This is a genomic window from Vibrio sp. B7, assembly GCF_963888765.1.
Lineage (GTDB): Bacteria > Pseudomonadota > Gammaproteobacteria > Enterobacterales > Vibrionaceae > Vibrio > Vibrio anguillarum.
Map to the genome: position 1 here is coordinate 1 of NZ_CAWPKR010000040.1, position 19,035 is coordinate 19,035.

Genomic DNA, 19,035 nt, shown 5'->3' on the forward strand with positions numbered 1-19,035 from the left:
GAATCCCTCAACAGCGTTATTAGAAAAGCGATTAAGAAGCGCAAGCTCTTCCCAACGGATGAATCAGCTAGAAAGGTGATCTACCTGGCTATCCGAGATGCTTCCAAGAAATGGACGATGCCGATCAAAAACTGGCGACAAGCTCTAAACCGCTTTATGATTATGTTCGAAGACCGACTCACTCAATACATGTAACCCTGACAGTTACACAGAATTATTTACAGGGTCCCAGTAATCTCTGCTGATTCAGTTAAACAAAAAGGCACTGTTGAAGTGCCTTTTTACTCAGAGTTTTATTTGATCAGCCTCGAAGCAGACATCCATCTCCATCAATTCTCTTTGTAACCGTTTTTGATCCTGAATCGCTTCAATTTCTCGCCACATTCTTTTGACTGGTTTAGTGCGACTAGAGCGGAGTTTTGTGATTTCCATTTCCAACATTTCGTCAAATTGCAAGCTTTCCATAAGCAACCTCTTGTTGTTGTTATTACGCCATGTCGTGCTCTCTAGATAGCACAGTTTTCGCTAGCCTAGCTATGATTTGTTTCTCATTTGTTTCCTTTTGATGAACCTTTTATTGGATTTTGACCAGAATTTCACAGTTTCAGTGGGATTCTTTAGTACAAAAAGGGAGCGGTTAAGCGACGCAAACGATTTTATTTGCATTTTGAAATGTTAAATAAATGTTGTTTTGAAAATTTACAATTGCCTGGTTGGTTGTTTTATGACCATTCAATAAAAAATTATCATAAATTTATGCAAGATTTAGTGGTGAAACTGATTAGCCCTTTATTCTCAAGGGGTGAGATTAAGTGAGTGCAACTGGGTTTTTATGGTTGTTTTTTATCTTTCAATGTTTCCAGTTTGGTTTTTTTTGGTTGCCAATTTGTTGATGTGTTGGTTTGTTAAATGTTAATTAAAGGTGATTTTATAGTGAAAAATAACATTTTAACTAAACTTGTTGCATATTGATTTTTGTTCTTTCAGGTTGCATTATCCGCCCGTCAAAAATACGTTGCCCCTTCAAAAGTTGAGACTCCTCACTTTTTGGACGAATAAAATGCATTGCATAATATCGATAAAAACATGCTGGTTAGAACGTTGACTCGCAGCATGTGCATTTTTTCGTGAAGCTTTTCGCTTAGGTCAGCGCTATCACTCTATGAGAGGTTCTTGTGACAGACTTAATCAATTTAATGAATGATTTACTTTGGGGATCCATCCTTGTTTATCTTTTAGTCGGTGTTGGTGTGTACTTCACCGTTCGCCTAGGATTCATTCAATTTCGCCATTTCGGCCACATGTTTAGTGTGTTGAAAAACAGCCGCAAAGCAGATAAAGCCGGTATTTCTTCTTTCCAAGCACTTTGTACTAGCCTTGCTGCGCGTGTTGGTACGGGAAACATGGCCGGTGTAGCCGTTGCTTTAACGGCGGGTGGTCCAGGCGCGATTTTCTGGATGTGGTTGATTGCTATGCTTGGTATGGCGACTTCATTTGCTGAAAGCACGTTGGCTCAGCTATACAAAACCCGTGACAAAGATGGTAACTACCGCGGTGGCCCTGCGTACTATATGGAAAAAGGCCTTGGTATGCGTTGGATGGGTGTCCTGTTTTCCATCTTCCTGATTATTGCTTTTGGCCTAGTATTCAATGCCGTTCAAGCTAATTCAATTGCAGGAGCTATGAAAAATGCTTTTGGATTTGATCCGCTGTATGTCGGTATCTTCATCGTTGCAATTTCGGCTTTCGTCATTTTTGGTGGTATCCGTAAAATTGCGCGTACCGCTGAGTTGATTGTACCTTTCATGGCATTAGCTTACTTAGCGATTGCGATGTTTGTCATGGTCACTAATATAGAAAAGCTACCAGCCGTATTAAGCCTTATTTTCAAAAGTGCATTTGGCCTTCAAGAAGCGGCCGCAGGCGGTTTAGGTTACGCGATTGCTCAAGCCATGATTAACGGCATCAAACGCGGTCTGTTTTCCAATGAAGCGGGTATGGGTTCAGCACCTAATGCAGCGGCTTCTGCAACGCCTTATCCGCCGCATCCTGCTTCTCAAGGTTACGTGCAAATGTTGGGTGTTTTTATTGATACGATTGTGATCTGTTCAGCAACCGTCGCCATTATTTTGATGTCGGGTGAATATGTACCGCACGGTGAAATTACCGGTATCGAGCTGACTCAGCGCGCATTAAGCTCACAAGTGGGCAGTTGGGGTGGGATTTTTGTTGCTTTTGCGATTTTCTTCTTCGCCTTTACTTCAATTATTGCCAACTACTCTTATGCCGAAACGAACCTGATTTTCTTAGAGCACAACAATAAGAAAGGGTTAACGTTGTTCCGTATTGTTTTCCTTGCCATGGTGATGTTTGGTTCATTGGCGACCTTGCCTACCGTATGGGCAATGGCGGATGTCTCGATGGGGTTAATGGCGATTGTTAACTTGGTGGCGATCATTCTGCTCTCTGGCATTGTGATTAAGCTCGCGAAAGATTATAACCGTCAGCTAGCCGCGGGTAAGGTTCCCACCTTCGATGCTAATGATTACCCTGAGTTAAAATCTCAGTTGGAAGATGGCATTTGGTACAACAACAAATAGCCTGTTATCGTTACTGACGATTAAATAGATTGAAAAAGCCATGCAGACACCGCATGGCTTTTTTTGTACTCTGTGAGTCATAAAATAAGAATAGAAAGGAAGGAATATCATGCTCATTGTTGTTTCCCCAGCCAAGACGTTAGATTACGAATCCCCGTTGGTGACAAGCAAATATACTCAGCCGGAGCTTATTGACCATTCAGCTCAGTTGATCGATGTTTGCCGTCAATTGACTCCTGCCGACATCTCAGCGTTGATGAAAGTGAGCGATAAAATCGCTGGGCTCAACGTGGCTCGCTTTGCGCAGTGGAGCCCAACCTTCACGTTGGATAATGCACGCCCCGCCATTTTGGCGTTTAAAGGGGATGTTTATACAGGATTTGAAGCAGAAACATTATCGGATGCCGGATTTGAACATGCACAACAGCATTTAAGAATGCTCTCTGGCTTGTATGGTGTACTGAAACCACTGGATCTGATGCAACCATACCGTTTAGAGATGGGCACGAGATTGGGTAACCCGAGGGGGACTAACCTGTACCAGTTTTGGGGGGATATCATTACCGATAAACTCAATCAAGCTCTGAAAGAGCAAGGCGATGATGTGTTGATTAATCTCGCTTCCAACGAGTATTTTAAAGCGGTTAATCCGAAAAAGCTTAAGGGGAGCATCATTACTCCGGTATTTAAGGATTGTAAGAAAGGGCAATACAAAGTCATTAGCTTCTATGCTAAGAAGGCTCGTGGCATGATGGCGCGCTACATTATCGATAAACAAATCTCTTCTGTAGAGCAATTGGCTCAGTTTGACAGTGCTGGCTACTATTTTGTAGAACAGGAGTCATCAGCAACTGAGTTGGTCTTTAAACGCGAAGAGCAGTGATGTAAGAGAGGCGGTTATGTGGCAGTGGTTGAAAAAGCAGGTTGCGCGTTATGATCGCTGGTGTGAGAACATGGGTTTAACACCAGATAAAAAACGTAGCTGTGTTCCTTATCGTCAAGATCCTGTTCAGAGTAAAGAACGTGAGTGAGAATAAGAAGCTGCGTTTATTTGATACGCATTGCCATCTCGATTTTCCTATCTTTGAGCGTGAGTTTGAACACCATTTACATTTAGCTCGCCAGCAGGGGGTTGAGAAAATAGTGATTCCCGCCGTTGGTCCAAGTAACTGGCAACGAGTGGCCGAGCTTGCTAACGGTTATCCTGAACTCTACTTTGCTCTCGGTTTCCATCCCTGTTTTTTATCAACCTCTTCCCCTGCGGATATCGACGAGCTTGAGCAAAAGTTACTTCAAAAACCAGCTCAATGCGTGGCTCTGGGGGAGTGTGGCTTAGATTTTGCGACTGATATTGCTCCCGCTTTGCAAGAAACAATGTTTGAAATGCAACTAGAGCTTGCGAAACGAGTCAGACTTCCATTGATATTACACAGCCGTAAAGCGCACAACCGCCTAATACAACTGTTAAAAAAGCATCAATTTAACCAAGGTGGAGTGCTGCATGCTTTTTCTGGCAGCGTTCAACAGGCAAACCAGTTTATTGAACTGGGTTTTAAGATTGGCGTGGGTGGTGTTATTACCTATCCAAGAGCCAACAAAACCCGTCTTACTATTGCGGCACTCCCCATCGAAAGTTTAGTGCTAGAAACAGATGCTCCTGATATGCCACTCAATGGTTTTCAAGGGCAAGCTAATCACCCACAAAAACTGCCGATTATCCTGCAAACGCTTGCGTTGCTGAAGAACCAATCAGAGCAAACGGTTGCTGATGTTTTGTGGAAAAACAGCCATTCTCTGTTCTTTCCGGTGTGAATAAATTCGAAATGAAATGTAGGTTTAATGATTCTAGTATCAGTAAATATTGAACGTGCTCACATAAATGAGTGAATGGGCAGTGAATCTTATAAGAAAGTGTGAGGCTGGCATTACTTTATCTTAGTGGTGATGAGTATAATCACCCCGCTTCATGAGCTCCATTTTATAACACGCCAACAATAACCTAATAAGGAAATCATAAACTATGAGCCTGTTTATGAGCCTAGTCGGTATGGCAGTTCTGCTAGGACTTGCAGTTCTACTGTCTGATAACCGCAAAGCTATCAATCTAAGAACAGTGGGTGGCGCTTTTGCTATCCAATTTATTATCGGTGGTTTCGTTCTTTACGTACCATGGGGTCGTGATCTCCTTGCAGGTTTCTCTGCGGGTGTTCAAAACGTCATCGACTTCGGTAAAGACGGTACTGGTTTTCTATTCGGCAGCCTAGTTAACTTTTCAGTTGACGGTATTGGCTTCATCTTTGCTTTCCAAGTTCTACCTACTCTAATCTTCTTCTCGGCACTTATCTCTGTGCTTTACTACATTGGCGTTATGCAATGGGTAATTAAGATTCTAGGTGGTGGTTTACAAAAAGCACTCGGTACCTCTCGTGCGGAATCGATGTCTGCTGCAGCCAACATTTTCGTAGGTCAAACAGAAGCGCCACTCGTGGTTCGTCCGTTTGTACCTAAAATGACTCAATCTGAGCTGTTTGCAGTAATGTGTGGTGGTTTGGCTTCAGTTGCGGGTGGTGTACTTGCTGGTTACGCATCGATGGGTGTACCGCTAGAGTACCTTGTTGCGGCCTCTTTCATGGCAGCACCGGGTGGTCTACTGTTTGCAAAAATCATCAAACCAGAAACCGATACTCCAGATGAAGAGCTGGGTAACGATATGGATGGCAATGATAAACCTGCCAACGTAATCGATGCTGCTGCTGGTGGTGCTTCTGTTGGTCTGCAACTTGCGCTGAACGTAGGTGCAATGCTACTTGCCTTCGTTGGTCTAATCGCGTTAGTTAACGGTATGCTTGGTGGTGTGGGTGGTTGGTTCGGTATGCCTGAACTGACTCTAGAACTACTGCTTGGTTGGCTTTTCTCTCCATTAGCATTCCTGATTGGTGTGCCATGGGAAGAAGCAACGCTCGCGGGCTCTTTCATCGGTCAAAAACTGGTTGTAAACGAATTTGTTGCTTATCTAAACTTCGTACCTTACGTGGGTGAGAACGCACAGCTCGTTGCTGCTACTGGTGCGGTGATGTCTGAGAAAACTCAAGCTATCATCTCATTTGCACTGTGTGGCTTCGCCAACCTTTCTTCTGTTGCGATTCTACTCGGTGGTTTAGGTGGTCTTGCTCCTAACCGTCGTCACGATATCGCGAAGATGGGTGTAAAAGCCGTTTGTGCTGGTACACTGTCTAACTTAATGGCAGCAACTATTGCTGGCTTCTTCCTTTCTTTCTAATTAAACAAGAGAAAGAGATATAGACGCCGTTTAACATCGCCCCGTAGCAAGAGATTGCTGCGGGGCTTTTTTGTTTTGGCGAAAGGAATACTTTGATTCACTCTTTAGTCGGGTGGTCAGTGTGTATCACCTCAAGCTCTCTTTTATAAGTTAGCTTTTAATGGATAGATCAGAGTTTATCGGTAAACGAGATTATCGTTGACGCTGATCTTTTTTGAGATACAAACCGTTTGCTCTATGAATGACGCTACAGTTTTGTAGTGAAAATCTATACTGTATCAGTGAGATTCATTTTCAATAGAAGAGTGAAGATATCAGCTAGCGCCAATCAATACATGGAGTATGATTTGACGCAAAGGCAGCCCGTTTTATCATGTCGTGTTGCTTTGATATGAATTAGATACGGGTATAAGTTACACACGGATATACGTTAGACACGGCGATGAGTGCAAATAAGTGGCATATCATGGTTGTGCCATAGGCCAAATTGGTACTGTGCGGTGACAGGGATAGCAATTGAAATGCAAGTGCATTTCGAGTCTTCAAGGAACCAAGTCCGTTCATTTGTGGCTAGCAAGCCATCTCGCTCTCAACACTGAGCGTGGTTTACTAGTGAACTATTTGAATATATTGATCGGAGATAGAAATGAGCGATTTAAAAGCAGCCGCACTACGTGCACTGAAATTGATGGATTTGACTACGCTAAACGATGATGACACGGATGCGAAAGTGATTGCCCTTTGTCATGATGCCAAAACGGCTGTAGGTAATACCGCTGCAATTTGTATTTACCCTCGCTTTATTCCTATTGCGAAGAAGACACTTCGCGAGCAAGGCACGCCAGAGATTCGTATCGCAACCGTTACCAACTTCCCACACGGTAATGATGATATTGAGATTGTCGTTGCGGAAACTAAAGCCGCCGTTGCGTATGGTGCTGATGAAGTCGACGTTGTGTTCCCTTACCGCGCATTAATCGCCGGTAATGAGCAAGTCGGTTTTGATCTTGTTAAGCAATGTAAAGCCGCGTGTGGTGACATTCTGCTTAAAGTGATCATCGAAACTGGTGAGCTAAAAGAAGAAGCATTAATCAAAAAAGCGTCTCAAATCTGTATTGAAGCGGGCGCTGATTTCATCAAAACCTCAACGGGCAAAGTCCCTGTGAATGCAACACCAGAATACGCACGTATGATGCTAGAAGTGATTCGCGATATGGGCGTTGCCAAAACTGTAGGCTTTAAACCTGCGGGCGGTGTACGCACAGCGCAAGATGCTGCATTGTATCTCGCGATGGCTGATGAGCTACTTGGCGCAGATTGGGCCGACAGCATGCACTACCGTTTTGGGGCTTCAAGCCTGCTAACCAATCTTTTGAATACATTAGAAGTAACAGACCAAAAAGCCGATCCAGCTGCGTATTAATTATGCGCTGAAGTAGGACTGATAATAATAAGTCTGACTCGTGGAGCTGAGCCATCATCTCCCGATTACCTCTTTACCTTACTGACCAAAGCATCATGCTTGGGAGGCAACTAATGTATTCAACTCAAACTTTTTTACCTCAAGAAATTATTCGCAAAAAGCGTGACGGCGAGATCCTCACCACCGAAGAAATTAACTTTTTTATTCAAGGTGTGGCGAATAATACCGTCTCCGAAGGCCAAATTGCGGCCTTTGCCATGACGATTTTCTTCAATGAAATGACTATGCCAGAGCGCATTGCACTGACGTGCGCTATGCGTGATTCTGGGATGGTGATCAACTGGGATGCGATGAACTTCGGTGGTCCTATCGTTGATAAACACTCAACTGGCGGCGTGGGCGATGTTACTTCGCTGATGCTTGGCCCCATGGTCGCAGCCTGCGGTGGTTTTGTTCCTATGATTTCAGGGCGCGGCCTTGGTCATACGGGCGGCACGCTGGATAAATTGGAGTCGATTCCCGGTTATAACATCACGCCAAGTAATGACGTATTTGGTCAAGTAACCAAAGAAGCGGGCGTTGCTATCATCGGCCAAACGGGTGATCTCGCGCCAGCGGATAAACGCGTATACGCCACACGTGACATTACCGCAACGGTCGACAATATTTCACTCATCACCGCCTCGATTCTTTCTAAAAAATTAGCCGCTGGGTTAGATTCCTTGGTGATGGATGTCAAAGTCGGTTCTGGCGCATTTATGCCGACTTACGAAGCTTCTGAAGAGTTGGCTAAATCTATCGTCGCAGTGGCTAACGGCGCAGGTACGAAAACCACGGCTATTTTGACGGATATGAACCAAGTGCTGGCCTCTTCGGCAGGTAATGCCCTTGAAGTGCGTGAAGCGGTACGCTTTTTAACTGGTGAATATCGCAACCCTCGCTTACTGGAAATTACCTTGGCCTCTTGCGTTGAGATGTTGTTGTTAGGCAATTTAGCAAAAGACAGCAATGATGCTCGTGCGAAACTGATGTCCGTTCTTAATAACGGAAAAGCGGCTGAATGCTTTGGCAAAATGGTCAAAGGGTTAGGCGGCCCCGCTGATTTTGTTGAAAATTACGATCACTATCTTGAAAAAACCGAGCTGGTTAAGCCCGTTTACGCTCTAGAAAGTGGCGTTGTATCGGCAATGGATACTCGCGCGATTGGCATGGCCGTGGTGGAGATGGGCGGTGGACGCCGCGTCGCAACTGACACTATTGATTACGCGGTTGGGTTTGACCAATTTATTCGCCTAGGTGAAGTTGCCGATAGCAGCAAGCCGTTGGCGGTGATCCATGCGCGTAATGAAGCGCAATGGCAACAAGCGGCCAAAGCATTACAAAGCGCCATTCAAATTGGCGGAGAATACACACCAACACCCGATGTCTACGGCCAAATTCGCGCAGAAGACGTATAAAAATATCGGTTGGAGAGAGCAATGAAAAGAGCATTTATTTTAGTATTAGATTCATTTGGTATCGGCGAAACCGCTGATGCACCACAATTTGGTGATGTTGGCGCTGACACTTTGGGCCACATCGCAGACCAATGTGCTAAAGGCGAAGCGAATAACGCGGATCGCCAGGGCCCATTGACGCTGCCAAACTTATCGAAACTGGGGCTTGCCATGGCGCATAAAGAGTCAACGGGGCGTTTTGCTCCGGGGCTTGATGCCAACGCTGATATTATCGGTGCGTACGGCCACGCAGCTGAGCTTTCATCAGGTAAAGATACTCCTTCGGGTCACTGGGAAATTGCTGGTGTTCCTGTGCTGTTTGAATGGGGTTATTTCAGCGATAAGCAAAATAGTTTCCCGAAAGAGCTGACAGATCGCATTATTGAACGCGCAGGTTTGGATGGTTTTCTTGGTAACTGCCATGCATCAGGCACTCAGGTTTTAGATGATTTGGGTGAAGAGCACATGAAAACGGGTAAACCGATTTTCTATACCTCAGCTGACTCAGTGTTCCAAATTGCTTGTCACGAAGAGACGTTCGGTCTTGATCGTTTGTTAGAACTTTGCCAGATCGCACGTGAAGAATTGGCGGATTACAACATTGGCCGCGTGATTGCGCGCCCGTTCATTGGCCCGAAAGCGGGAGAATTTGCTCGCACTGGCAACCGTCGTGATTTATCCGTTGAGCCGCCAGCGGCGACCGTGCTGCAAAAATTGGTTGATGAGAAGCAAGGTAACGTGGTTTCTATTGGTAAAATTGCTGATATTTACGCCTACTGCGGCATCACTCATAAAGTCAAAGCGACAGGCATCCCGGCTTTATTTGATGCAACACTAGAACAAATCAAACAAGCGAAAGATAACACTATCGTCTTCACTAACTTCGTTGATTTTGATTCCGCTTATGGTCATCGCCGTGATGTAGCGGGCTACGCTGCGGCACTGGAGTACTTTGACAAGCGTCTGCCACAAGTGCTTGAGTTAATGGAAGAGGACGATGTGCTTATTCTTACGGCGGATCATGGTTGCGATCCAACTTGGCCGGGCACGGATCATACGCGTGAGCACATTCCAGTGCTAGTTTATGGTCACAAAGTGGCACCCGGTTCGTTGGGCCGTCGCGAGACGTTTGCTGATATTGGCCAGTCACTGGCGCACTATTTCGGTACGTCTGCGATGGATTACGGCACCAATTTCTTACAGTAAGCGTAGCGATTCACTTTTTGAGGATGAATAGAGAGATCTCTCTCTATTCTTTGGTCAATTTAGATAAAGGATACTTTTAATGGCAACTCCACATATTAATGCTGAAATGGGCGCATTTGCAGACGTCGTTTTAATGCCGGGTGACCCGCTTCGTGCCAAATACATCGCAGAAACTTTCCTGGATGATGTGGTACAAGTGTGTGATGTGCGTAACATGTTTGGTTATACAGGCACGTACAAAGGTCGCAAAATTTCGGTAATGGGCCACGGCATGGGGATTCCTTCATGCTCAATTTATGTGACGGAACTTATCAAAGATTTTAGCGTGAAAAAAGTGATCCGTGTTGGAAGTTGTGGTGCGGTCAGCAACGATATCAAAGTGCGTGATGTTGTGATTGGCATGGGTGCTTGTACTGATTCCAAAGTTAACCGTATCCGTTTTAAAGACCACGACTTTGCTGCGATTGCCGATTACAAAATGGTTAAAGCCGCAGAAGAAGCGGCTACGGCGCGTGGTATTAACGTGAAAGTGGGTAACTTGTTCTCCGCAGAGCTTTTCTACACGCCAGATCCAGAGATGTTCGATGTGATGGATAAATACGGCATTGTTGGTGTAGAAATGGAAGCGGCAGGAATCTACGGCGTAGCGGCGGAATATGGCGCAAAAGCACTGACGATTTGCACTGTCTCTGATCACATCAAAACTGGCGAACAAACGACGTCAGAAGAGCGTCAAAACACTTTCAATGAAATGATTGAAATTGCGTTAGATTCAGTATTGATTGGCGACGCTCAATAATCTTCTTTTATAAAAAAATCTCAGTGTCGCAACTGAGGTTTTTTTATTTACAAAGCCTGCTAGGTCATATCATCCACATTCTGTAGCAGCAGGTTCTCTCCACCACTCTTTGGCTTTCGGCGCAGCAGTAGCAGTGTGAGCAATACACCGCTGACAAAGCTGGTTAGCAGCATGAGATACATGTAGCGATCACTTTTACGATAGTGGTGATCTGAAATTGCGGTGACGCGGCCAGTTTCAAAAGTAATGCGGATAAAACCAATGATACTGCTTTCATGATAGACAGGCTCAACCAGTTGCTGACGGCCAATGCTGGCCGTGCGCAGTGGTGTATCCAATCCTAATACTTCGCGTACGCTTAACGCGTTATCGCTGGCGGCTAATTTGACCCCTTCGGAATCATAAATGGTGGCATCAAACACCAGTTTGTCTTGAGCTAACTGGTTGGTGAGGGCTAGCAGGCGCTCTTGATCTTGCTCTGATATCATGCTGCCCGCAGATAATGATGCCTGTGAAATCAAAACCTTAGTTAATGTTTCTAGTTGGTTAGCCTGAATTCGTTCGTTACCTTTACTGATCACAACGCTGTTTTTTACGGTAAAGAAGAACATGCCTGCTAATAAAATGACGGTAAGCACACGAATTGCGACGCGAAATGAAAATAAAGAGCCGTCCATAACCCACCTGATTGGATAAATAAAAACTTTACTCATATTGAGACTTGCGTTTTTAAATTGCAATAGGGTAACGTCAGGGGCATACACCCATTTATTGATACTCGAGCATTGAATCGAGTTGATCCCTTTTTGCTTATGGTGCGTTTAAGCAGGCTGAAGGAAAAGGATTGATTAAGGAATGATAAACATGGATGCCCTCAAAACATTGCCGATCAAAAGGCACACAACGCTGCTCAACCGCTTGCCTGAAACTCGTTTCTCTTCACAATTTGACAAAGAAAAAGCAAGTTGGATTGTTTTTGCACCTTATCTCTCCACTCAACATTTTGATGATATTGACTTTTTTACCGGTTACTACAACGCTGTCCTCGATATGTGGAAAGTGGGGCATTATGAAGTGGCGTTGATGTCAGGTGAGCTGACAACAGAGCACGAGAAAATTTTACAAGGGCTCGAAATTGATTATGCCCGTTTGTGTGAAGTACCAGACCTTTCTAAACCGGGTTTGATTGTGATGGATATGGACTCCACGGCGATTCAAATTGAATGTATTGATGAGATAGCTAAGTTAGCGGGTGTCGGAGAGGAGGTGGCCGAAGTCACTGAGCGAGCGATGCAAGGTGAATTGGATTTTGAGCAAAGCTTGCGTCAGCGGGTTGGAAAGCTTGCTGGTGCCGATGAGTCGATTCTTGAAGCGGTTCGCTCTACATTACCCATGATGCCCGATTTACGTGAACTGGTAGCAACACTGCATGCATTGGGGTGGAAAACGGCGATTGCATCCGGTGGCTTTACCTATTTTTCAGATTATTTAAAAAGCGAACTGCAACTTGATCATGCGCAATCCAATACGTTGGAAATTGTTGATGGCAAGCTTACTGGTCAAGTACTAGGTGATGTCGTTTCGGCACAAACCAAAGCCGATATTTTGGTTGAGTTAGCACAACGTTATGAGATTGAATTGCACAATACTGTCGCGGTTGGCGATGGGGCGAATGATTTAGTTATGATGGCTGCAGCGGGGTTAGGCGTTGCTTATCATGCTAAACCTAAAGTTGAAGAAAAAGCACAAGCGGCGGTCCGTTTTGCAGGCCTTGGTGGCGTGCTCTGTATTCTCTCTGCCTCATTGGTGAAGCAGCAAAAACTCAGTTGGAAAGTGAAGCCTTAAGTAAAGCTCAACAGCAAGAGATAAGAGAGTGAGCGATGCCCACTCTCTCTTTTACCCACTCTCTCTTTTACCCACACTCTCTTTTACAAAAGTCAGTCGCTTTTACAAGGTCAGCTCTAAGCGAATCAATACTTCTTCTGTAATATCGATCACCTCTCCATAACCAATGATTGAGGTGATCTCTTTTTCTAGCGTACGAGCGTGATGAAGACTAATTTGTGCCAACTCATTGAGATCACTGCGCAGCAGCGTAGTGATTGGGTCAAAGACGGGTGCACTGCAAATCCTCAAGATGTAAATTTCACCCATGTGCTGCGCTTTTTGAATGAAATCAATACGCTCTTTAGTGTTTTCAAAATCACTTAATAATTTCGATTGGATTGATTGAATACGCGTGCCAAATTTGATTGCCGCAATATAAACGTCGTGATATTGCGGTATCGCTCCTTCAATGCGCCGCATCGGTTTAGCCAGTAGCGTATTGGTGTGGCCTTTGAATATTGGCTCTAACGTGATGCGATTTTCTTGGCCTAATTTAGCCAGTAACACAAGATGAGGCGGCAAGGGGTAATTTACGCCAATCACTTTAGGGCGTAAATTTGCACCGTGTTTATCAACGAAAATTGGCGAACTTATCATCTTATCAAGCAAAATGTTGTGCAACCCTTCCAGCAAGTTATGACTTGGTAGTACTTCTTCTTTCTGTAACAACTTATCTTGATTGTTTTCTATAATGCTATTGAAAAAAGCGATTGTTTTGATGGTATGTATATTTTCTTCTATCACCAATTGTAGACGCCGACCTTCGGGCCCAATTCGAATGACATTATAGGGAAGGCTATGCAGTGGCAGCTTTTTGTCGTAAAGCTGTAATTCGTGGTAATTGATGGTGACGTTATCGCCTGCTTTCACTGGTAGTGGTGTATCAACAATAATACTTAAACCACGTTTAGATAAATCAACCGTATGGCCAGCCGCATTTACTCCAGAGTCTGAGGTGATGGTTAGCGGTGTCTTGAATTGGTAACGAGGCTCTTTTCTACGCGAGCGAGCATCAAAATAAATGCCTGTAGGTTGACCAATGATCTGCCTTGGATGACGAAATTTATTGAGTTCGCTATTGGGTAAATTGGGTTTGTCAGTCAATAGGTAATCTTTTGCCGAATCCTCATCGCCAATTTCTTGTAAAACGCCACAGTGCGTTAAGTGGCTTGAGCGATCTGACAATTCATGGGCATGAACCGCAAGTTCTTGACGCTCTTCATCCGAGAGTTCAAAGACAAATAAGCGAAACGCTTTCCAACTTTGTCGACGAGCACCAACATGCCAAAACATTTTTCTTTGTTCACGGTTGGCCTCTGGCATCATCATTGAAAAAAAGAGCGTTTTTTCCTGATGTTCATGCTTAAAAGCATAAAGCACATTATTGCTACCCCGCATCCCCGGCTTGGTTAACTGTTCCATCCGCTCTTTATTGAATAACGAACCGAGTGCTTGTTGATTACGCTCGTCGTGCCAGTATTGCCAGATCGGTTGGTTATTTTCAGTCAGCAGCACCAACTTCAATTCACTGCCACTAAAAAACACTGGTAAGTTACAGGTGTGTTTTAAATAGGTGTGCTCGTAACCACGGGTTCGAGCTCGGATTAGTTTATCTTGGTTATCGTGGCGCGCTTTTTGAGTGTTATTTTGCAGCGATTCAGTAATCACTTTTTCGATGATGTTAGTGTCGGAAAGTTTTAGTGTACGCAGAAATTTCACGGCATCGTTATCGTAAGACTCATCAATACCTAAAATACGATATTCAATGGCGTGGTGCAGTCCAACCACTTCTGACGTTTTGTTGAGTTCGGAAAAATAGACTTTGATCACCTCACCGAGCTTGTAGTTAAAAGCGGCGGGAACTTTAAATTTTGCACCCGAAACGGATAGATCAACACTGAGGCCATTGACCAACTGTTTACTAGGTAGGTGAATTTCAACTTGTGAGGTGACTTTTAAGCGATTTTCTTGACGCTTGAGATCATAACCAAGCTTAATTGGCTCAGCCTCAAAAAACGTACTGCCACCACCGTCTTTTTGTGGGTTTTGGGCACCACGTTGTTGCATCACGCGGAAGTTGTTTGGCGTATTGTTTAATGCTTCCCATACACCTTCCGTATACGCACCAAATTTTTTGACCCCTTTATGGTATGCGTTAAAGGCCACATCGTCGAACCAATGTTTGCGGCCATCTAATTCATATTCGCGGCATTCCCCTTGTACCCGACCTCGCAAGTCTATGCTTTTAACACAAGGAGCCATGATGCGATTGAGCTCCATTTTGACCAGTAATTTCGCTGACGGGGATTCATCTTCTGTCATTTGAGAAAGAAGATGTTCAAAATCAGATGAACGGTAAGCTGGGATCAAACGCTCTGCGATTGATAGAATTTCAGATTGCTGCATACTTTTCTGTTAGAGTGTCCGTCTTAAAGATTAATCGGCATCGTTATCATAATCTTTAGTTATCTGTTGCGAAGGTTCAACCTTTATTTAAACGTAAATCAACCTATATCACTTCATGATTACTTAACAGTTTAATCTTTAAGCTTGAAAAGTATAGGTTACCAACAAGAAACAGGAATTGTTGAGGAAGCATGGCAAAAGCAAAACGCGCCTATGTATGTAATGATTGCGGCGCAGATTTTCCGCGTTGGCAAGGTCAATGTAGTGCTTGTGGTGCATGGAATACTATCACCGAAGTACGCTTGGCAGCATCGCCGCAGGTTGCACGTAATGAGCGACTAGGTGGTTACGCTGGGGCGGTAACGGAATCACAAGTCCAAGTACTGTCGGATATTAATCTGCAGGAAGTCCCACGGTTTTCTAGCGGCTTTAAAGAGTTGGACCGTGTATTGGGTGGTGGTGTCGTACCCGGCGCGGCGATTTTAATCGGTGGTAACCCTGGCGCTGGGAAATCGACTTTATTGCTGCAAACCATGTGTCAGCTCGCGGCGTCAATGCCTGCTTTGTATGTCACGGGTGAAGAATCGCTTCAGCAAGTCGCGATGCGAGCCTCTCGTCTTGGTTTACCTAAAGATAAGCTTAAAATGCTGTCGGAAACCAATGTAGATCGAATTTGCCAAATCGCTGAAAAAGAGCAGCCCCGCATCATGGTCATAGACTCAATTCAAGTGATGCATGTGGCCGACGTCCAATCCTCTCCCGGTACGGTGGCACAAGTGCGCGAGTCTGCGACAACGCTTACACGCTACGCTAAGCAAAATAACGTTGCCGTATTTTTAGTCGGACACGTTACTAAAGACGGTTCTTTGGCTGGTCCAAAAGTGCTAGAGCATATTATTGACTGCTCGGTATTGCTCGACGGAGGGACTGATAGTCGTTTTCGTACATTGCGCAGTCACAAGAACCGATTTGGTGCGGTCAATGAACTCGGCGTTTTTGCCATGACGGGACAGGGCTTGCGTGAAGTGAGTAATCCTTCTGCCATTTTCCTTTCGCGAGGCGAAGAAGATACTTCGGGAAGTTCGGTGATGGTCGTATGGGAAGGAACTCGTCCACTACTAGTGGAGATCCAAGCACTGGTTGACTATTCACAATTAGCGAACCCAAGGCGGGTCGCCGTTGGGCTTGAGCAAAATCGCTTATCTTTATTGTTAGCAGTGCTTCACAAGCACGGTGGCTTACAAATGTCCGATCAAGATGTGTTTGTTAATGTGGTTGGTGGCGTTAAAGTGACGGAAACAAGCGCCGATTTAGCTCTTCTGATGGCACTGCTTTCAAGCTTCAGAGATAAACCACTTGCTAAAGATGTTGTCGTGTTTGGCGAAGTCGGTTTGGCCGGAGAAATTCGCCCAGTACCTAGTGGTCAAGAGCGATTAAATGAAGCATTTAAACATGGTTTTAAGAAAGCAATTATTCCGATGGCGAATATGCCTAAAGGTGGAATACCTGGCATGCAATTGCACGGTGTGAAGAAATTATCTGAAGCAATTGAAGCATTTGATGAGTTATAAATCTTAATTAAACTCGCCTCTTTTACGGTTATGACCTATATTTCACCGACAGTTCGTAACCGTACTATATTTTTTTTCAAGCAAGCGTATGCAAGGGTATCAGTCTTGACAGATTGTGATATACTCTGCGCGCACTTTATACCTTATTAACAGAGTAAGACAATGGCAGATTTATCAAAATACAGAAACATTGGTATTTTCGCGCACGTTGATGCCGGTAAAACCACTACCACTGAGCGTATTCTTAAGCTTACTGGTAAAATCCACCGTACAGGTGAAGTACACGATGGCGCTTCTACCATGGATTTCATGGATCAAGAAGCTGAACGCGGTATCACAATTCAATCAGCAGCGACGACTTGTTTCTGGAAAGATCACCGTTTTAACGTTATCGATACTCCTGGGCACGTTGACTTCACAGTTGAAGTTTACCGTTCTCTGAAAGTTCTTGATGGCGGTGTTGGTGTATTCTGTGGTTCTGGCGGTGTTGAACCTCAGTCAGAAACTAACTGGCGTTACGCGAACGATTCAGAAGTAGCTCGTCTGATCTTCGTAAACAAACTAGACCGTATGGGTGCAGACTTCTTCCGCGTTGTAGGACAAGTGAAGAAAGTTCTTGGCGCAAACCCACTTGTTATGACTCTTCCAATTGGTCGTGAAGACGAATTCGTTGGCGTTGTTGACGTATTAAACCGTCAAGCTTACGTTTGGGATGATTCAGGTCAGCCAGAAAACTACGAAATCAAAGAAATTCCAGCAGACATGGTAGAGCAAGTTGAAGAATACCGTGAAATGCTAATCGAAACTGCAGTAGAGCAAGACGACGAGCTAATGATGGCTTATATGGAAGGCGAAGAGCCAACTATTGAGCAACTAAAAGCTTGTATCCGTAAGGGTACTCGTGAATTAGCGTTCTTCCCTACATTCTGTGGTTCAGCATTCAAAAACAAAGGCATGCAACTTCTACTAGATGCCGTTGTTGATTATCTTCCAGCTCCAGCTGAAGTTGTACCTCAAGATCTGACTGATCCTGAAACAGGTGAGCCTACTGGTAAAGTTGCAACAGTTTCTGTTGACGAACCATTCCGCGCACTTGCATTCAAGATCATGGATGACCGTTTTGGTGCCCTAACGTTTATCCGTATTTATTCTGGTAAACTGAAGAAAGGTGACACCATTCTTAACAGTGCTACTGGTAAGACTGAGCGTATTGGCCGTATGGTTGAGATGCACGCGAACGATCGTAACGAACTTGATTCCGCTCAAGCGGGTGATATCATCGCTATCGTTGGTATGAAAAACGTGAAAACTGGTCACACTCTATGTGATCCTAAACACGAATGTACTCTTGAGCCAATGATTTTCCCAACGCCTGTAATCTCTATCGCTGTTGCTCCTAAAGACAAAGGCGGTTCTGAGAAGTTAGGTATTGCGCTAGGTAAAATGGTTTCAGAAGATCCATCATTCCAAGTTGAGTCTGATGAAGAAACTGGCGAAACCATTCTAAAAGGTATGGGTGAACTTCACCTAGATATCAAAGTTGATATCCTTAAGCGTACACACGGCATTGATCTTATTGTTGGTGCTCCTCAAGTTGCTTACCGTGAAACTATCACTAAAGCAATTGAAGACAGCTATACGCATAAGAAACAGTCTGGTGGTTCTGGTCAGTTCGGTAAGATCGACTACCGTATCAAACCAGGTGAGCCAAATTCAGGTTTCACGTTCAAATCAGTAGTTGTTGGTGGTAACGTACCTAAAGAATTCTGGCCTGCGGTAGAGAAAGGCTTTAAGTCTATGATGGACCAAGGTGTTCTTGCTGGGTTCCCTGTACTAGACGTTGAAGTTGAACTGTTCGACGGTGGCTTCCACGCAGTTGACTCATCTGCAATCGCATTTGAAATCGCAGCGAAAGGTGCATTCCGTCAATCTATGCCTAAAGCTGGCGCTCAACTTCTAGAGCCAATTATGCACGTTGACGTGTTTACTCCAGAAGATCACGTTGGTGATGTTATCGGTGACCTTAACCGTCGTCGTGGCATGATTAAAGATCAAGAAGCTGGCGTAACAGGTGTACGTATTAAAGCGAACGTTCCTCTATCTGAAATGTTTGGTTATATCGGTCACCTACGTACAATGACATCTGGTCGTGGTCAGTTCTCTATGGAGTTCTCACACTACGCTGCATGTCCTGCAAACGTTGCAGAGCAAGTTATTGCTGACGTTAAAGCACGTAAAGAAGCAGATAAGAAGTAATTCTTAAAAGCTAAGCTGAACGTAAAAAGCCCCACCAGTGAAAGCTGGTGGGGCTTTTTTATGTAACAACGAAATAGAAAAGGGCATAAAAACCGATAAAAGCAGAACCGA

General features: G+C 44.5%; 16 protein-coding genes. 13 read left to right on the forward strand and 3 right to left on the reverse strand.

The window, feature by feature from the left end; all coding sequences use genetic code 11:
• Positions 1–195, forward strand: a 195-nt coding sequence (locus AACV32_RS16865) for a transposase (RefSeq protein ID WP_170895494.1), incomplete at its 5' end; no start/stop codon positions are given.
• A 90-nt stretch (positions 196–285) separates the two neighbouring features.
• Here the strand turns inward: AACV32_RS16865 and AACV32_RS16870 are convergent.
• Complete coding sequence (locus tag AACV32_RS16870) at positions 286–465, reverse strand: DUF3545 family protein (protein ID WP_010318284.1); 180 nt, start codon at positions 463–465, stop codon at positions 286–288.
• A gap of 710 nt (positions 466–1,175) precedes the next feature.
• Here AACV32_RS16870 and AACV32_RS16875 point away from each other — a divergent pair.
• The 9 genes from AACV32_RS16875 to deoD all read left to right on the forward strand — a co-directional run bounded on the left by AACV32_RS16875 (position 1,176) and on the right by deoD (position 10,804).
• A complete protein-coding gene (locus AACV32_RS16875) occupies positions 1,176–2,600 on the forward strand; it encodes an alanine/glycine:cation symporter family protein (protein ID WP_013856119.1) in 1,425 nt (474 codons plus the stop codon).
• 109 nt (positions 2,601–2,709) lie between these two features.
• On the forward strand, positions 2,710–3,483 hold the full coding sequence (gene yaaA, locus AACV32_RS16880; protein WP_026027382.1) for a peroxide stress protein YaaA: 774 nt from the start codon (positions 2,710–2,712) through the stop codon (positions 3,481–3,483).
• Between the two features lie 16 nt (positions 3,484–3,499).
• The gene (locus AACV32_RS16885; RefSeq protein WP_170895495.1) at positions 3,500–3,631 is read left to right on the forward strand and encodes a DUF5363 family protein; all 132 of its coding nucleotides are present in this window, start codon (positions 3,500–3,502) and stop codon (positions 3,629–3,631) included.
• On the forward strand, positions 3,624–4,412 hold the full coding sequence (locus tag AACV32_RS16890; protein WP_170895496.1) for a TatD family hydrolase: 789 nt from the start codon (positions 3,624–3,626) through the stop codon (positions 4,410–4,412). Before AACV32_RS16885 ends, AACV32_RS16890 begins: the two co-directional genes overlap by 8 nt.
• 208 nt (positions 4,413–4,620) lie before the next feature.
• The gene (locus tag AACV32_RS16895) at positions 4,621–5,880 is read left to right on the forward strand and encodes a NupC/NupG family nucleoside CNT transporter (RefSeq protein ID WP_170895497.1); all 1,260 of its coding nucleotides are present in this window, start codon (positions 4,621–4,623) and stop codon (positions 5,878–5,880) included.
• Positions 5,881–6,526: 646 nt separating this feature from the next.
• Positions 6,527–7,303, forward strand: coding sequence for a deoxyribose-phosphate aldolase (deoC, locus tag AACV32_RS16900; RefSeq protein WP_094145491.1), 777 nt, complete (start codon positions 6,527–6,529; stop codon positions 7,301–7,303).
• Positions 7,304–7,398: 95 nt separating this feature from the next.
• A complete protein-coding gene (gene deoA / locus AACV32_RS16905) occupies positions 7,399–8,760 on the forward strand; it encodes a thymidine phosphorylase (protein WP_017046546.1) in 1,362 nt (453 codons plus the stop codon).
• 21 nt (positions 8,761–8,781) lie between these two features.
• Entirely contained in the window at positions 8,782–10,005 is a 1,224-nt protein-coding gene (locus AACV32_RS16910; RefSeq protein ID WP_047691612.1) for a phosphopentomutase, read from the forward strand.
• A gap of 79 nt (positions 10,006–10,084) precedes the next feature.
• Positions 10,085–10,804, forward strand: coding sequence for a purine-nucleoside phosphorylase (gene deoD / locus AACV32_RS16915; protein ID WP_170895498.1), 720 nt, complete (start codon positions 10,085–10,087; stop codon positions 10,802–10,804).
• Between the two features lie 59 nt (positions 10,805–10,863).
• On the opposite strand, the gene AACV32_RS16920 is transcribed toward deoD, so the two are convergent.
• On the reverse strand, positions 10,864–11,481 hold the full coding sequence (locus AACV32_RS16920) for a YtjB family periplasmic protein (protein ID WP_026027378.1): 618 nt from the start codon (positions 11,479–11,481) through the stop codon (positions 10,864–10,866).
• Positions 11,482–11,668: 187 nt separating this feature from the next.
• Here AACV32_RS16920 and serB point away from each other — a divergent pair, with 187 nt between their 5' ends.
• Positions 11,669–12,649, forward strand: coding sequence for a phosphoserine phosphatase (serB, locus tag AACV32_RS16925; protein ID WP_170895499.1), 981 nt, complete (start codon positions 11,669–11,671; stop codon positions 12,647–12,649).
• A gap of 102 nt (positions 12,650–12,751) precedes the next feature.
• On the opposite strand, the gene AACV32_RS16930 is transcribed toward serB, so the two are convergent.
• The gene (locus AACV32_RS16930; protein WP_017050439.1) at positions 12,752–15,097 is read right to left on the reverse strand and encodes a PilZ domain-containing protein; all 2,346 of its coding nucleotides are present in this window, start codon (positions 15,095–15,097) and stop codon (positions 12,752–12,754) included.
• A 191-nt stretch (positions 15,098–15,288) separates the two neighbouring features.
• Here AACV32_RS16930 and radA point away from each other — a divergent pair, with 191 nt between their 5' ends.
• The gene (radA, locus tag AACV32_RS16935) at positions 15,289–16,668 is read left to right on the forward strand and encodes a DNA repair protein RadA (RefSeq protein WP_013856131.1); all 1,380 of its coding nucleotides are present in this window, start codon (positions 15,289–15,291) and stop codon (positions 16,666–16,668) included.
• A gap of 162 nt (positions 16,669–16,830) precedes the next feature.
• Positions 16,831–18,924, forward strand: coding sequence for an elongation factor G (gene fusA / locus AACV32_RS16940; RefSeq protein WP_017043055.1), 2,094 nt, complete (start codon positions 16,831–16,833; stop codon positions 18,922–18,924).
• Positions 18,925–19,035 lie beyond the last annotated feature (111 nt).

Coding starts and splice junctions, on each gene's coding strand:
- AACV32_RS16870 (WP_010318284.1), bottom strand. CDS start 465: ATGGAAAGCTTGCAATTTGACGAAATGTTGGAAATGGAAATCACAAAA.
- yaaA (WP_026027382.1), top strand. CDS start 2,710: ATGCTCATTGTTGTTTCCCCAGCCAAGACGTTAGATTACGAATCCCCG.
- AACV32_RS16885 (WP_170895495.1), top strand. CDS start 3,500: ATGTGGCAGTGGTTGAAAAAGCAGGTTGCGCGTTATGATCGCTGGTGT.
- AACV32_RS16895 (WP_170895497.1), top strand. CDS start 4,621: ATGAGCCTGTTTATGAGCCTAGTCGGTATGGCAGTTCTGCTAGGACTT.
- deoC (WP_094145491.1), top strand. CDS start 6,527: ATGAGCGATTTAAAAGCAGCCGCACTACGTGCACTGAAATTGATGGAT.
- deoA (WP_017046546.1), top strand. CDS start 7,399: ATGCTTGGGAGGCAACTAATGTATTCAACTCAAACTTTTTTACCTCAA.
- AACV32_RS16910 (WP_047691612.1), top strand. CDS start 8,782: ATGAAAAGAGCATTTATTTTAGTATTAGATTCATTTGGTATCGGCGAA.
- deoD (WP_170895498.1), top strand. CDS start 10,085: ATGGCAACTCCACATATTAATGCTGAAATGGGCGCATTTGCAGACGTC.
- AACV32_RS16920 (WP_026027378.1), bottom strand. CDS start 11,481: ATGGACGGCTCTTTATTTTCATTTCGCGTCGCAATTCGTGTGCTTACC.
- serB (WP_170895499.1), top strand. CDS start 11,669: ATGGATGCCCTCAAAACATTGCCGATCAAAAGGCACACAACGCTGCTC.
- AACV32_RS16930 (WP_017050439.1), bottom strand. CDS start 15,097: ATGCAGCAATCTGAAATTCTATCAATCGCAGAGCGTTTGATCCCAGCT.
- radA (WP_013856131.1), top strand. CDS start 15,289: ATGGCAAAAGCAAAACGCGCCTATGTATGTAATGATTGCGGCGCAGAT.
- fusA (WP_017043055.1), top strand. CDS start 16,831: ATGGCAGATTTATCAAAATACAGAAACATTGGTATTTTCGCGCACGTT.